The 12,909-nt window shown below is 53.1% G+C and carries 14 protein-coding genes; 7 read left to right on the top strand and 7 right to left on the bottom strand.

The annotated features are described in order from the left end of the window. Positions 1 to 82: 82 nt before the first annotated feature. A complete protein-coding gene (locus R70723_RS12275; protein ID WP_039872336.1) occupies positions 83 to 985 on the bottom strand; it encodes an ArsR/SmtB family transcription factor in 903 nt (300 codons plus the stop codon). 146 nt (positions 986 to 1,131) lie between these two features. On the opposite strand from R70723_RS12275, the gene arfA reads away from it, so the two are divergent. After that, the gene (gene arfA / locus R70723_RS12270; RefSeq protein ID WP_039872335.1) at positions 1,132 to 2,643 is read left to right on the top strand and encodes an arabinosylfuranosidase ArfA; all 1,512 of its coding nucleotides are present in this window, start codon (positions 1,132 to 1,134) and stop codon (positions 2,641 to 2,643) included. Positions 2,644 to 2,655: 12 nt separating this feature from the next. On the opposite strand, the gene R70723_RS12265 is transcribed toward arfA, so the two are convergent. From R70723_RS12265 to R70723_RS12255, 3 genes are all read right to left on the bottom strand, one after another. Further along, positions 2,656 to 3,345: an LrgB family protein gene (locus R70723_RS12265; RefSeq protein ID WP_039872334.1), complete on the bottom strand. Its 690-nt coding sequence runs from the start codon at positions 3,343 to 3,345 to the stop codon at positions 2,656 to 2,658. After that, the gene (locus R70723_RS31565) at positions 3,342 to 3,758 is read right to left on the bottom strand and encodes a CidA/LrgA family protein (RefSeq protein WP_047171110.1); all 417 of its coding nucleotides are present in this window, start codon (positions 3,756 to 3,758) and stop codon (positions 3,342 to 3,344) included. The genes R70723_RS12265 and R70723_RS31565 overlap by 4 nt, the downstream gene beginning before the upstream one ends. A gap of 196 nt (positions 3,759 to 3,954) precedes the next feature. Next, the gene (locus R70723_RS12255; RefSeq protein WP_039878649.1) at positions 3,955 to 4,629 is read right to left on the bottom strand and encodes an NAD(P)H-dependent oxidoreductase; all 675 of its coding nucleotides are present in this window, start codon (positions 4,627 to 4,629) and stop codon (positions 3,955 to 3,957) included. Between the two features lie 155 nt (positions 4,630 to 4,784). On the opposite strand from R70723_RS12255, the gene R70723_RS12250 reads away from it, so the two are divergent. Beyond that, positions 4,785 to 5,189 (top strand): winged helix-turn-helix transcriptional regulator, encoded by a 405-nt coding sequence (locus R70723_RS12250; protein WP_039872332.1) that lies wholly within the window; start codon positions 4,785 to 4,787, stop codon positions 5,187 to 5,189. On the opposite strand, the gene R70723_RS12245 is transcribed toward R70723_RS12250, so the two are convergent. Beyond that, the gene (locus R70723_RS12245; RefSeq protein ID WP_039872330.1) at positions 5,186 to 5,584 is read right to left on the bottom strand and encodes a YkvA family protein; all 399 of its coding nucleotides are present in this window, start codon (positions 5,582 to 5,584) and stop codon (positions 5,186 to 5,188) included. The two genes, R70723_RS12250 and R70723_RS12245, sit on opposite strands and share 4 nt — an antisense overlap. A gap of 121 nt (positions 5,585 to 5,705) precedes the next feature. Between R70723_RS12245 and R70723_RS12240 the strand changes: the two genes are divergently transcribed. Beyond that, the gene (locus R70723_RS12240) at positions 5,706 to 6,542 is read left to right on the top strand and encodes a sugar phosphate isomerase/epimerase family protein (RefSeq protein WP_039872329.1); all 837 of its coding nucleotides are present in this window, start codon (positions 5,706 to 5,708) and stop codon (positions 6,540 to 6,542) included. A 254-nt stretch (positions 6,543 to 6,796) separates the two neighbouring features. Then, the gene (locus R70723_RS12235; protein ID WP_039872328.1) at positions 6,797 to 7,843 is read left to right on the top strand and encodes a glycosyltransferase family 4 protein; all 1,047 of its coding nucleotides are present in this window, start codon (positions 6,797 to 6,799) and stop codon (positions 7,841 to 7,843) included. 110 nt (positions 7,844 to 7,953) lie between these two features. Here R70723_RS12235 and R70723_RS12230 read toward each other — a convergent pair whose 3' ends face one another. Further along, a complete protein-coding gene (locus R70723_RS12230) occupies positions 7,954 to 9,081 on the bottom strand; it encodes a glycosyltransferase family 2 protein (protein ID WP_047171398.1) in 1,128 nt (375 codons plus the stop codon). Positions 9,082 to 9,297: 216 nt separating this feature from the next. Between R70723_RS12230 and R70723_RS12225 the strand changes: the two genes are divergently transcribed. The 3 genes from R70723_RS12225 to thiD all read left to right on the top strand — a co-directional run bounded on the left by R70723_RS12225 (position 9,298) and on the right by thiD (position 12,173). After that, positions 9,298 to 9,831, top strand: a complete 534-nt coding sequence (locus tag R70723_RS12225) for an RNA polymerase sigma factor (protein ID WP_231574872.1) — start codon at positions 9,298 to 9,300, stop codon at positions 9,829 to 9,831. Continuing rightward, positions 9,824 to 11,209, top strand: coding sequence for a DUF4850 domain-containing protein (locus R70723_RS12220; protein ID WP_039872326.1), 1,386 nt, complete (start codon positions 9,824 to 9,826; stop codon positions 11,207 to 11,209). Before R70723_RS12225 ends, R70723_RS12220 begins: the two co-directional genes overlap by 8 nt. A 151-nt stretch (positions 11,210 to 11,360) precedes the next feature. Beyond that, on the top strand, positions 11,361 to 12,173 hold the full coding sequence (thiD, locus tag R70723_RS12215) for a bifunctional hydroxymethylpyrimidine kinase/phosphomethylpyrimidine kinase (RefSeq protein WP_039872324.1): 813 nt from the start codon (positions 11,361 to 11,363) through the stop codon (positions 12,171 to 12,173). Between the two features lie 101 nt (positions 12,174 to 12,274). On the opposite strand, the gene R70723_RS31560 is transcribed toward thiD, so the two are convergent. Then, positions 12,275 to 12,907: a hypothetical protein gene (locus tag R70723_RS31560; protein ID WP_156123810.1), complete on the bottom strand. Its 633-nt coding sequence runs from the start codon at positions 12,905 to 12,907 to the stop codon at positions 12,275 to 12,277. Between the last annotated feature and the right edge of the window lie 2 nt (positions 12,908 to 12,909).

The following is a 12,909-nucleotide window of genomic DNA, read 5'->3' as shown; positions in this document are numbered from 1 at the left end:
TTTTTTGGACACTTAGTTATAGTTACCCGTTGGACTGTTTCGCAAACATCAATTCTCAATCAAGGAAGACGTCAGACCTGCGTTATTCGTAATACACCCTGAACACAATATCCTGTTCATAATTGCCGAAGCCGCGGCCGTACAGCGTTAATCCGCCCCGCCTTCGGGTCGAATCTTCCGCCGTCAGCCTGAAGGTCCACTGGTCCTTCTGCCAGCACACATCATCCAGCGTTACTGCTGAAATCTGCTGCCCGTCGATGTAAGTCCCCCTGCGGTTAACGCGCAGCACCTTAAGCAGACCGTACTGGTTCACATCCGGATTCCACCAGGAGGGGGTTAGCCTCCCGCGCATTACCCCGAAATCACCGGGACTTGTCCATTTGCCCAGATCATGTCCGTTCAGCGCAAACAGGATCTCCGAAGGCCATTTCTCATTCACATGCGGCGCCTCTGAGCCAAGCTCCATAGAAATTTCGATCTCCTGCACCTTCTGATCCATAAACAGATAGTTGGGCACCTTGTACTCGGCATAACCCTTAGCGAACCAGAGAATACCCGCATCCACCCGCTCCGGGTCCAGAAAATAACGCGGATCATCATAATATCCGATCAGCTTCTCTGTGGTGGCAATCCCGCAGGTTGGTGAAGCCTGCAGATCCGTATAATGCCCAACCGGAACAGACACCTCTACCACCTTGCGGGCGATGCCCTTCGCTCCGGACAATTTAATCTGCAGAAAGTTAGCCGACAGGGAGCAGTATTTATAGGTGCCGCCGTCAATTCGTTTCATCTGTGAGCTGACGATCCCCGCCTTCTGCAGCTTAGAGACATGGGAGCTGACTATGGCACTGCTGAGATACAGCTTTGCCGCCAGCTCTTTAATATGCATCTCTTCAGTGCCCAGCAGATCAATGATTCTGAGCCTGACCTCACTGGCCAGCGCTTCATAGACTTTAAGTGACTCCGAATCTGTAGTTAAGTACATCCTTATCCTCCACCCTGTTAGGATTAGTAATTATATTAATCCTGAAGATTTATATTGCCTATTTTAACGTATAATTCGTATTATGTAATCATATAAAGATTAATTAATTAACAAATTCATTAATCCAAATCAAAGGAGCTGCACTGATGACAATAAAATCTACGATGATCGTTGACAAGGATTTCCGGCTGGGCGAGGTCGATCCGCGGGTATACGGTTCTTTCATTGAACACCTGGGCCGGGCTGTATACGGCGGAATCTACGAGCCCGGACACGCGACAGCCGATGAGGACGGCTTCCGAGGAGATGCCCTGCAGGCCATCCGCTCGCTGAATGTGCCGATTATCCGCTATCCGGGCGGCAACTTTGTCTCCGGCTACAACTGGGAAGACGGTGTCGGGCCGAAGGAAGAACGTAAGCGCTCTCTTGAATTAGCCTGGTGGGTGACGGAAACAAATCAGGTCGGCACCAATGAATTCGCCAAATGGGCGAAGCTGGTCGGCTCCGAGGTTATGATGGCAGTTAACCTGGGCACACGCGGAATTGACGCTGCCCGTAATCTGGTCGAGTACTGCAATCATCCGTCCGGCTCCTATTACAGTGATATGCGTATTTCCCACGGGGTTAAAGAGCCTCATAAATTCAAAACCTGGTGTCTGGGCAATGAAATGGACGGCCCATGGCAGATTGGCGCCAAGACAGCTGTTGAATACGGCAGACTTGCCAACGAAACGGCCAAGGCAATGCGCTGGGTCGATCCTTCGCTTGAGCTTGTTGCCTGCGGCAGCTCGGGCCGAAGCATGGCTACCTTTGCCGAATGGGAAGCTACCGTGCTTGACCTGAGCTATGACAATGTGGACTTCCTGTCTCTGCATACCTACTACAATAACAATGAAGGCGATACGCCGAATTTCCTGGCCAGCTCACTGGATCTGGACCAGTTCATCGACAGTGTAGCCGCTGTGTGTGACTATATCAAGGCCAAAAAGAAAAGCAAGAAGAAAATCTACCTCTCGCTTGATGAATGGAACGTATGGAAATCGCAGGGGTCCAGCCGGGCTGAAACGTACTGGCAGGTTGCCCCGCCGGAATTCGAGGATGTATACAATCTGGAAGATGCGCTTGTTGTGGGCTGCTGCCTGATCAGTCTGCTCAAGCATGCTGACCGGGTCAAAATGGCCTGTATCGCCCAGCTGATCAATGTTATCGCACCAATCATGACCGAAGACGGCGGTCCGCTCTGGCTGCAGACGACTTTCTACCCTTATATGCATGCTTCACAGTTCGGCCGGGGCACCGTGCTGCACCCGCTGATTACCAGCCCGAAATATGATTCCAAGGACTTCACCGATGTCCCTTACCTTGAGGCAGTCAGTGTATACAACGAGGAGCTGGGCGAGGTTACTGTATTTGCCGTAAACCGCCATTTGACCGAAGGCATGGAATTCTCCGTTGACCTGCGCAGCTTCGGCGAAGCCTCTGTTATCCAGCACACGGTGCTGGAGCATGAGGATCTGTATGCTGCCAACACCCGCCAGAATCCGGGCAATGTGCTGCCGCATGACCGCGGAAATGCTGCAGCTGACGGCGGACGCATAAGCGCCCTGCTGCCTAAGGCTTCCTGGAACGTGATCCGCCTGAAGGTCAAAGCTGAATAACGGCATTAATGTCTAGTGGTACATGATCCAGACGACGAGCGGCGAGACAACCGAGCCGACAATAGCACAGACCGTCATGGCAACTGAGCTCATGGAGACGGACTGCTCCCCGTATTCCAGCGCCTTGGCTGTGCCGAGCGCATGGGATGCGGTGCCCAGCCCGATGCCGATGCCGGACTCACTGCGGATTCTGAACAGCCTGATGATGTAGGGGCCGCCAATAGCACCGGTGAATCCGGCAATCATTACGAATACAGAGGTCAGTGAAGAATCTCCGCCGAGACTGCCGGAAATCTGAATCGCTACAGCCGTTGTAATGGACTTGGGCAGAATCGAGAGCACATAAATTTTGGAGAAGCCAAGACCGGCTGCCAGCAGCAGGCCGCTCAGCATGCCGACCAGCAGACCGGTCACGGTTCCTCCCAGCACAGCAGGCAGATTCTCCCGCAGCACATGCCGCTGCTTATACAGCGGGTAGGCCAGCGAGACAACCGCAGGTCCGAGCAGGCGGTTAATCCATTCGCCGCCGATCATGTATGTATCATACGAAATACCGAATCCGAGCAGCAGCACCACCACCGTAAAGGTAGCTGTCAGTGCGGGTAACAGGACAGGCAGGCGGTACCGTTTATAGAGCATGGCCATGAACAGGTATATTCCAACATTGAACAGGATAAATCCTGCAGCAAGCAGTATTCTCATGCGCCCTTCCTCTTTTCGCCCAGGGTTTCGGCAGGAATGCTTGTTGTACGGTTACGGCTTGCACTGAAGCCGGCGATCCACTCGCTGGTATGGGCGGTCACAACCATAGTAATCACACTGCTGACAACCAGAATCGCGATGAGCAGCAGGCCGCGGCCGCTGAATATATCCAGGTGGTTCATAATTCCCGCAGTTGCCGGAATGAAGAACATGGGCAGATAGGCCAGGATAAACGACGAGCCGTTTTCAATCAGCTTAACGGGGACAATTTTTAACAATAAGAGTACAAAGAGCAACAGCAGACCGACGATGCTGCCGGGAACAGGCAGATGGAGCAGCTTCTGCAGAACATCCCCTGCCAGATAGAACACGTACAGTATTCCGACCTCTGCTATGATACGGATCATTTTCATGTTGCAGGAATCCCTTCAGTCTAAAATAAGTAATTCACCGGATTTACACTTCCCTTCTAAGACTAGCGGCCTTTCAGCAAATTTTCAATCGTTTTTCGCACCTTCTCAATATTTTCACAAAATAGAAAAACCTCTTTACAAAGCCGGTGCACACAGCACAGACTTTCTGCAAAGAGGTTTTTTGTTCATCTATACCTTACACCCACTGAATAACCTGTTCAGAGGTCTGTCTTGTTTTGGCTCGCGGTTCAGCTTTGCGGTAGCCGAAGGCGGCCATGCAGGCAAGGCCGAAGTGTTCACGGTCCAGAATACCCTCCGCTTCCAGCGTCTGCTCAATCAGCTCCTTGTTGAAGCCTTCAACCGGGCAGGAATCAATGCCGATCATGGCTGCAGCAGTCATCATATTGCCGAGCGCCAGATAGGTCTGTCGTGCTCCCCACTCGAATTTGGCCCGGTCATTGCCGCTTAAGCCGAAGTCATCGTTGAGAAAAGCATCAAACGCCTTGGCTTTGCCTGCAGCCACCTCCGGCGGCAGCTGCTGCACCTCATGCATCATTCCGCTGAGAAACGCAGAACCGGCAGCAAAATCAGCCGGCTGTCTTGACAGAATCAGCACAAAATGGCTGGCTGTGGGCAGCTGCTTCTGCGCCCCCCATGCATTTGCCCGCAGCTTCTCGCGCAGCTCCGGATTCTGGACGACAACAAACTTCCAGGGCTCAAAGCCGAAGGAGCTTGGGGACAGCCGTCCGGTCTCCAGAATGAACGTGAAATCCCCGCTGCTGATTTTACGGCTGCTGTCAAATTCCTTAGTGGCGTGTCTGAAGGCATAGGCTGCCAGAATATCCTCTTTTAAGGCCAGTTTATTTTCCATCGTTTCCATATCGGCTACACCCTTTCCGGTCCTGATAAAAGTTTGTTTTGACGTCATCCTGTTCACATGCTTAATATTAAGATATATATAGCGGAGTTTGAAGTACGCACATTTTTGTTATGTAGTATACAAATTGATACTGTGAGGTGAATGACATGCGTGACAGAAAAGGGGGCTTTGGCGAATGCCCGGATGGCGCAAAGGCCTGCCCCGTTGAATTTACCCTTGATGTTATCGGCGGAAAATGGAAAGGCGTGCTGCTGTACCATCTGATGGACGGAACAAAGCGCTTTAATGAATTCAGAAGAATCTGCCCGGGCATCACCCAGCGTATGCTGACGCTGCAGCTGCGTGAACTGGAGGAAGACGGCGTTGTTCACCGCGAGGTTTATCATCAGGTTCCGCCAAAGGTTGAATACTCGCTGACCGAATTTGGCCGGACACTGATACCAATTATCCGTCTAATGAGGGATTGGGGCGAGGCCTACCAGACCAAGCAGCTCTCCGGGGAAACGGAAAGCCGCGGCCGGGCGGAAGCTGATGCAGGGGGGCAGGCTTAACGCCGTGCCCCTTCTGCTCCGGGATCATCATCAAAAAACTGCTCTGATTTCTCCCGGTGCTCCTCGGTCACCTGTCCGGCAATTGCCCGTACACCGGCGGCAATGATTGCGGCATCATCGGTCAGGCCAAGCCCGATAAACGCATCGGGGATAGCATCGATAGGAGCGATAAAATAAGCAAGTGCACCAAAAGCTATGCCCTTGGCCCAAAGCGGTGTTTTGGCATCCATGGCACAGTAATACATGGCGACGGCATCCTTTGTAAAAGGAATTTTACCGGCAAACTTTTTCATTTTACGCCAGAAATCCTTTTTAACGGTCTGCTCATTCTCCTTGCTGTACTTAAATTCCTCCGCCTTCAGAACTGCCGGCAGCTTATCATTTTCCAGTTCCATATCAGATCCCTCCTATTGTCATTTACCCTAATCTGCGGTATCTGCCGCCAGTTAGAAGTTGCAAGTCTATGAAAGCGTAACTATTATTAATAGGTATGCGCAATTATTATATTAAAAGGAGATGTTACCCATTCGATTCGGAACGTTAGCCCACACGGCAGGTTGCCTGCCCCTCGACACACTGGTTTCCACTCTGCAGGCTCACGACATTGATTTTGTGCAGCTTGCCCTGGCCAAGGCCATTCAGGATATTGATCTTTCTCCGGGCAGGTTCAGCCCCGCGCTGGCTAATTATATCGGTGAAAAATTCGACAAGGCCGGCATCCGCATCGGCGTGCTCGGCTGCTACATTGATCCGATCAACCCGGACCCCGCAGTACGCAGGGCTGAAATCAACCGCTTCAAGGAGCATCTGCGCTTTGCCAAGCAGTTCGGTGCCCCGATGGTCGCAACTGAAAGCGGAGGCTTAACCACCTATCAGTCAGCTGATCCTGAGCGTTATGAAGAGATTGGCTGGCAGACCTTCAGAGCCACGCTTGAAGAGCTGGCTGAGGAAGCGGAGAAATGGGGCGTGTTCGTCGGTATCGAGGGTGTCAGCAGCCACACACTGGCTTCCCCTCAGCATATGCGCCGGATTCTGGATGAAGTGCCGTCCAGCAACATCGGTGTCGTATTTGACCCCTGCAACCTGATCGGACAGGATGTGGCCCGCCAGGATGAGATCGTTGACAGCTCGCTTGACCTGTTCGGGGACCGGATCATTCTCGCCCATCTGAAGGATATTTATGCCGAGGGCGAAGGCTACCGTCATGGTGTTCCGGGCGGCGGACTGTTCCATACGGCTGAATTCTTCAAAAAGCTTCAGGCCCGCAAGCCGATGCTTGATGTGTCTCTGGAAGAGATCACATTGCCGGTGTTTAATGACACTGTTGCCCTGCTGCACAGCCTGCGCAGCTAGTGTTGAACAGCATTAGGTGTAATGCTTCCAGGCCAGCAGATACTCATCTTCATCCTGCAGCCATCTGGCAGCGTACACAATCTGAACGGTGTAGCAGGCATAATGCCCTGGCTGCACCGTTCAGTTTTTTTTGAATACACTGTGCCAATTAGACACCAGACCAAATAACGTACCTTTCCCTGTCAGCTGAATAAAATGCTATGACATAGCATTAATGCCAATGCAGCGCTACACAGGAAGGGAAGAGATCACTGATGAGGTTCACATTCCCCATTCTTACCTTATGCCATGGCGGTGCGCAACGGATGCTGGTGGAACTCACCAATGGTCTGACCGCGCTGGGCCACCAGGTTGTTATTGTCATGCCTGTGCATGGAGATGTTTCATACGAAATCCATTCGGCCCTGCACCGTACCGATCATACGGTGCTCCGGGAATCCGACTTTCCCTTCAGTGATATCATCGTATCCAATTTCTACACCACGGTCCCGGTGGCAGAGGCGGCCAGCCGAAGCGGCAAAGGGCTTCATGTCCGTCTGTCGTTATGCTATGAGCCGCTGTTTCTGCCGGAAAACCATGTCTCTTTTCCCAGCTATAATACCACGCCGAGGCTGATTGTGCTGTCGGAATGGCAGCGGGATATTATTGCGCTTAATCACGGGATCAAGGGCAGCATTGTTCCGGTCGGCATCAGCCCCCTTTTCCGCAACCGGCATATCCGCCACAGGCTGCAGGAGCCGATGAACATCACCGCCATTCTCCGTAAGGTCGAGAACGGCTTCTCCTGGCACCGTGAACAGGATTATCTTGTTTCGCAGCTCGATACCGTCAAGCAGAATCTGCCGCACGTAAATATCAACTTCATCAGCCCGCCGGATGAATTTTACACCTCGGACTCTCTTCAGGCCCTGAAAGCCAGCGGCAAATACCGCTTCTATACCCCTCTGAACGATGAAGAGCTTAATTATCATTACAACTGTGCCGATATTTTTGTCAGCTCAAGCATTTTTGACAGCGGCTCCCTGCCGGGGCTGGAAGCGATGCGCTGCGGTGCAGCGCTGGCTACCGTCTATTCCGGGGGAAATATGGAGTACGCCAGACACGAAACGAACTGCCTGCTCTCCTTCCGGTATGAAAACAGGCTGGCCGCTGATGTTATCCGGCTGGTACAGGATCATGCGCTCAGGATCAGGCTGGCTTCGCAGGGTGAGGCGGATTCCAACAGCTGGACCTGGGGGAACAGTGTCCGGATTATGGAACAGGCCATTCAGCATTTTATGCAGGGGCATTCCGCACTCTGATTCCAGGTACCGCACATATAATAAACGGACAGCAGCCATCCGCGGCAAATCGCGGTGGTGCTGTCCGTTTTTGCAATCGGCTGGTAACCTCCATAATCTGTGCGCAGGTCTTATAGCAATTCGGAATTATCCGCTTCCCGATCCGGGGATTGCAGCCGGATATACCGGTCCCCGAGCAGATTGCTGAAATAATTGCGGTTATACAGCATGCTGGGATGTGACGGATGAAACAGGAGTGCTGTTTCATTATGCTGGCTGGCCTTTTCATGCTGTCCCAGCCGGTCATAGCACAGGGCGAGCTGCAGATGCGGCAGCCAGGTGGAATACGCTTCATTTGTTATAGCCATCGATTCTTTATTCCGGGGCAGCATGACTGCCAGCTCATACCAGTATACGGCGGGCTGCAAACGTCCTTTATCCAGATGCCAGGCTCCGAGCCTGCAGCAGAATTCCGCACGGGGCTGGTCATACTGCAGCGTCCTGCACAGCGCAGCGAAGGCGGCCTCCTGGTCCCCCATCCGTTCCCGGCACTCTGCCAGCTTCAGACAAGCCTGAATATTATCCTCTATCCAGCCTCTGCCTCCGTCCAGAAACTGCTCATAATAGCCGGAGGCCTCCTCTTGCATCCCATGGTCACGCAGCTCATTGGCAAAATAGTACTGGTCACGCGGAGTGAACTGCTCCCCCTCTCCTGCCCGTTTCAGATAGATCCGCAGGTTGCGGTCCGTATATGCTTTGTCTTTTTCATGTGTAATACAGACGTCACTGCTGAGCGATGGCCCGTACACCTCCAGATATTCATGCACCGGCCCGATCCAGCGGAAATTGCAGCTGCGGCGGACCAGACGGTTGCGGCGCAGCGAGGCCGTTACATTCCCGGCTGCATCAAAGCCCAGATTATATTGCATGCTCACACTGTCTATCCCCTCCGGCATATTGCTCTTCAGCCGCAATAACCGCTGCTGATCCTCCTCCTTCAGGTAATCGTCAGCGTCGAGCCAGAGGATATATTCCCTGGTTGCTTTACTAAATGCAAAGTTGCGGGCTGCCGAGAAGTCATCAATCCACGCAAAATCGTAAATAACCGCCCCGAAGGCTGAGGCAGCTGCTTTGGTTCCGTCGGTGGAGCCTGTATCCACAATGATGATCTCGTCAGCAATGGCGGAGACCGTAGACAGGCAGCGGGGCAGGCTGTTCTCTTCATTGCGGACAATCATACATAAGCTGATTTCTATCATAAGCTCCTCCTGACCGGCTGATTGCTCAACCGTATTTGTGCTCCTATATGGATATGCAGCCATGGGGTTGAGCAACCCTGTTCCTACCCATGCCGCTGCTTCATTCCGCCAATTTTCCGGTCTTACCGGGCTGTAAAAAAAGTTATCCTGCAAAAAAGCAACTTTTCCTGCTGCAGATGGGTCAATGTTATAGAGACTGGGGGGCAAATGATGCCAATGGAGCGGAATGAAGTCGCCACGATGAGCGCCGGCGCATTGAAGACACTGATGGATACCTATGGCGAGGATGTGTGGAATTACGCTTTTTTCCTGTCACGCAGCAGAAGCGCTGCCGACGATATTGCCCAGGAGACCTTTATCCGGGCCTTTAAATATATGCATGCTTTCCGGGGGGAGGCTTCGGTCAAAACCTGGCTGCTGCGGATTGCCCGCAACCGCTGGTATACCTACCGCAGCAGCAGCTTTATGCGGCTTGTAACCCTGCAGGCTGCTCCGTTCAGTACACAAGCGGAAAAATCCGCAGAGGATGCCTACATCGGAGAATCGCTCAGCAGTGAGATCTGGCAGCTGGTTCTCCGGCTGCCCCGCAAATACCGCGAAATTCTGATGCTGCAGGCACATTATGACATGTCGATGGAGGAGCTGGCCCATACCCTTAACATCAGCCTGTCAGCGGCCAAATCAAGGCTGCGCCGGGCAAGGCAGAAGGCCAACGAATACTGGGAAAAGGAGTTGAACGGAAATGGGTAGACTACCACGGGACTGGGAGAAGCAGCTGAAGGCGAAGCCGTTTGCAGACAGGCATTTTACTGAAGAGCTGCAGCAGAATGTGAATGACCGGCTGCTTGAGCCGCGGCCCCGCAAGCTCCGCGGCTGGATTTATGCTTCCGTAATACTCCCTGTGCTGGCACTAATGCTGGTAATCGGCTATAGCACCGGAAGCTTTAGCAGTCTGAATGCTGTGCCGGACGAAGCCATTTCAAACGGGGAAAACGCCCGGGATGACGGCACAGCCGGCACAGCGGCGGATACGTTATCCTTTCCCTTAGCAGCTGCTCCCGGTGAAGAGGTGCAGCTCCCGCTTGTTAAGGTGCTGGCCATCCCAAGTATTGATAAAGGATTACCGGCAGTGAAAAACCCGGTCCCTGCCCTGCCGGACATGGCTTATGCTCTGTCAGCAGAAGCAGCAGAGCAGCTGCAGGCGACACTGGTCTACGGAGCGGACGGTAAAGACAGCTATCTCCTGCTATCGCCTGCCGGCTGGAACGCCTCTGCCGTTATAGGCGCCAACGGCTCCTACGGGATAACCTTCCAGAACCCGGATGATCCGGCACAGACACTGGCCTATACGGATACCAACTGGAGCTGCCAGGGCTGTGCCATTGCAGATATCGGACTGTATTTTCCGGAAAAAGCAGACTGGGCGGAGGAGCTGGGCTTTCCCGTATACATGCCGCTGGACTTCACGAGCCGTCAGGCGGCGGGTACCGGAGAAGCAGAAGAGCGCAACGTCCGCTATGTCCTGCCGGCTGACAAGGAAGGCCTCCGTGTAGACGGGGCGGCTTATTACGAGGAAGGGGACTGGGGCTATCTGATCCGCAGAATGGAGCTGAAGCATGATTCCGGCATTCCCGGGCAGGAAGCGGCGCTTGCGAGCATACTGGGCTTTTTTGCAGCAAATCACGGGGCATTAAGCCTTTCTGCAGCAGCTGCAGATTCAGACACATCTGACACCGCTCCATACACAGCCAGCGACCTGCTAGCAGCGCTTGGACAGCAGGGCCTCCGGCTGACCTCCGTAGGATCCGGTGAAGAGCATATGTTCAACAAAGAGTTAGCCGGTGTATGGCCGGCCGAGCAGCTTATCGACTATGAGGGGCCGCTGACGATTCCCGACCGGCTGTCCATTTATACTTATGAGAGCGCGGAAGCTTGTGCAGAAGGACTGGAAGCGCTGAAGCAGGAAATTAACCGGCCCACCAATGATGGGGGAGCCCGGATTTACCCCCATGTATTCAGAGGCGGGAACTTCCTGGTAGTGTACTGGATGGGCCCGGGCGGAGACGGCGGCTTCAAATATGACAAGGCGATCAAAACCGCTCTGGCCGGTTTTAATCACCAGGAATAAAAGTGAATATACGGCTGCGCAGCGCTAAAAAACAGCGTTGCGCTTTTTTGGCGACGATAGCGGTGTTTTTTGTTATAATGTCGTAGTGTGTAAATTGATTCCTCCAGAATCATTGCTTCAGAACTTTATATACAAGAAGGAGACGTTCGCCTTGTCAAAAATCGTGAAAACCCTAACTATAGCCGGTAGTGACTCCAGCGGTGGCGCAGGCATCCAGGCTGACCTCAAAACCTTTGAGGAATACGGCACTTACGGCTTCAGCGCTCTGACCACTATTGTTACAATGGACCCGGACAACGGATGGCACCATAACGTTTACCCGGTAGACGCCGCTATTGTGGCCGAGCAGCTCAAAACGGTGTTCGCAGGCGGTCCTGTTGACGCTATGAAGACTGGTATGCTGGGCAGTGTTGAAATCGTGCATGTCGCTGAAAAAGCGATTAAGGACAACCTTCAGACCAATGTAGTCATTGACCCTGTTATGGTCTGCAAAGGCGAAGATGAGGTATTGAATCCCGAAAGCGCCAACGCTATCCGCGATCTGCTGCTGCCGCTGGCAACAGTAGCTACGCCTAACCTGTTCGAAGCAGGGGTGCTGTCCGGACTGGGCAAGCTTACAACCCTCGAAGATATGAAAGAAGCGGCACGCCTGATCCACAAGCTGGGCACCAAAAATGTCGTTGTAAAAGGCGGCAAGGCACTCGGCGGCGACCTGGCGATCGATGTCTTCTTTGACGGAACGGACTTCACCGTGCTCGAAACCGCGAAGATTGAGCCGGCTTACAACCACGGTGCAGGCTGCACCTTTGCTGCGGCCATCACTGGCGGTCTGGCCAACGGCCTGTCGGTCCATGAAGCTGTAGCCAAGGCAAAGGACTTCGTCTCTGCCGCAATCCGCAACGGCTATGCCTTCAACCAGTATGTCGGCCCTGTATTCCACGGCGGCTACCGTCTGGAGAAATAGGACGAGCCCCGAAACAAACAAACCGTGCCCCTCGTCAGGGACACGGTTTGTTTGTGTTTCGGGCAGCAGTAAGTCTGCAGGATTATCATCCGGCAGCCTGCTTACGTAGTCCACTCATCATGGACTATTCCGCTCAGATACCAGCAGCCCTTGTATTTCTCATATACGAGCCGCAGGCTGCTCCAGCCCAGGTCATTGCCGTCCGCACCCTTGCTGAAGCTGTACTCCACAAAGCTGCTGCCGGGATAGGCTGCTTCAATGTTGCTGGACACATTCCCCGTCTGGACAATCTGATTGTAGCTGACCTTATCCGGTTTACTATAATCGCGGTTAAAGATGAACCGTTCATAGTACTTTTTAAAAGTCAGCCTGATCGGATCACCTGTGCCGTCATAAGCTCCCCATTCATAAATCCCGGCGTTATTGAAGCCGTTACCGATCTCAGTTCCTGATAACAGGATATCCCGCTTTACATCGATGTTAGCGTACGGCGAGAACCGGACACCTTTTTGGGGATGGGCCAGCTGCTGCAGCACCTTGAAATCCTGATTTTTGAGTGCTGAAACCGTCGTTTCCGCAATGGACATAACCGCTTTCCGGGCTCCGTCCTCTGCTGAAGAATCAGCAAGCACCGTTATATCTTCATAGACTGCCGGAACCGTGGGGGCAAGCGGATACGGGGTATGGCTGAACAGCAGAGATGCCGCCGCCAGCATAAAGGAGAACATCATCATAT

This window comes from Paenibacillus sp. FSL R7-0273, assembly GCF_000758625.1.
GTDB lineage: Bacteria > Bacillota > Bacilli > Paenibacillales > Paenibacillaceae > Paenibacillus_AQ.
This window is presented reverse-complemented; position numbering and strand designations above follow the sequence as displayed.

Coding starts and splice junctions, on each gene's coding strand:
- R70723_RS12230 (WP_047171398.1), bottom strand. CDS start 9,081: ATGATAGAAATCAGCTTATGTATGATTGTCCGCAATGAAGAGAACAGC.
- R70723_RS12220 (WP_039872326.1), top strand. CDS start 9,824: ATGGGTAGACTACCACGGGACTGGGAGAAGCAGCTGAAGGCGAAGCCG.
- R70723_RS12245 (WP_039872330.1), bottom strand. CDS start 5,584: ATGGAACTGGAAAATGATAAGCTGCCGGCAGTTCTGAAGGCGGAGGAA.
- R70723_RS31560 (WP_156123810.1), bottom strand. CDS start 12,907: ATGATGATGTTCTCCTTTATGCTGGCGGCGGCATCTCTGCTGTTCAGC.
- R70723_RS12250 (WP_039872332.1), top strand. CDS start 4,785: ATGCGTGACAGAAAAGGGGGCTTTGGCGAATGCCCGGATGGCGCAAAG.
- R70723_RS31565 (WP_047171110.1), bottom strand. CDS start 3,758: ATGAAAATGATCCGTATCATAGCAGAGGTCGGAATACTGTACGTGTTC.
- R70723_RS12225 (WP_231574872.1), top strand. CDS start 9,298: ATGGAGCGGAATGAAGTCGCCACGATGAGCGCCGGCGCATTGAAGACA.
- R70723_RS12255 (WP_039878649.1), bottom strand. CDS start 4,629: ATGGAAAATAAACTGGCCTTAAAAGAGGATATTCTGGCAGCCTATGCC.
- R70723_RS12275 (WP_039872336.1), bottom strand. CDS start 985: ATGTACTTAACTACAGATTCGGAGTCACTTAAAGTCTATGAAGCGCTG.
- R70723_RS12240 (WP_039872329.1), top strand. CDS start 5,706: ATGTTACCCATTCGATTCGGAACGTTAGCCCACACGGCAGGTTGCCTG.
- arfA (WP_039872335.1), top strand. CDS start 1,132: ATGACAATAAAATCTACGATGATCGTTGACAAGGATTTCCGGCTGGGC.
- R70723_RS12235 (WP_039872328.1), top strand. CDS start 6,797: ATGAGGTTCACATTCCCCATTCTTACCTTATGCCATGGCGGTGCGCAA.
- R70723_RS12265 (WP_039872334.1), bottom strand. CDS start 3,345: ATGAGAATACTGCTTGCTGCAGGATTTATCCTGTTCAATGTTGGAATA.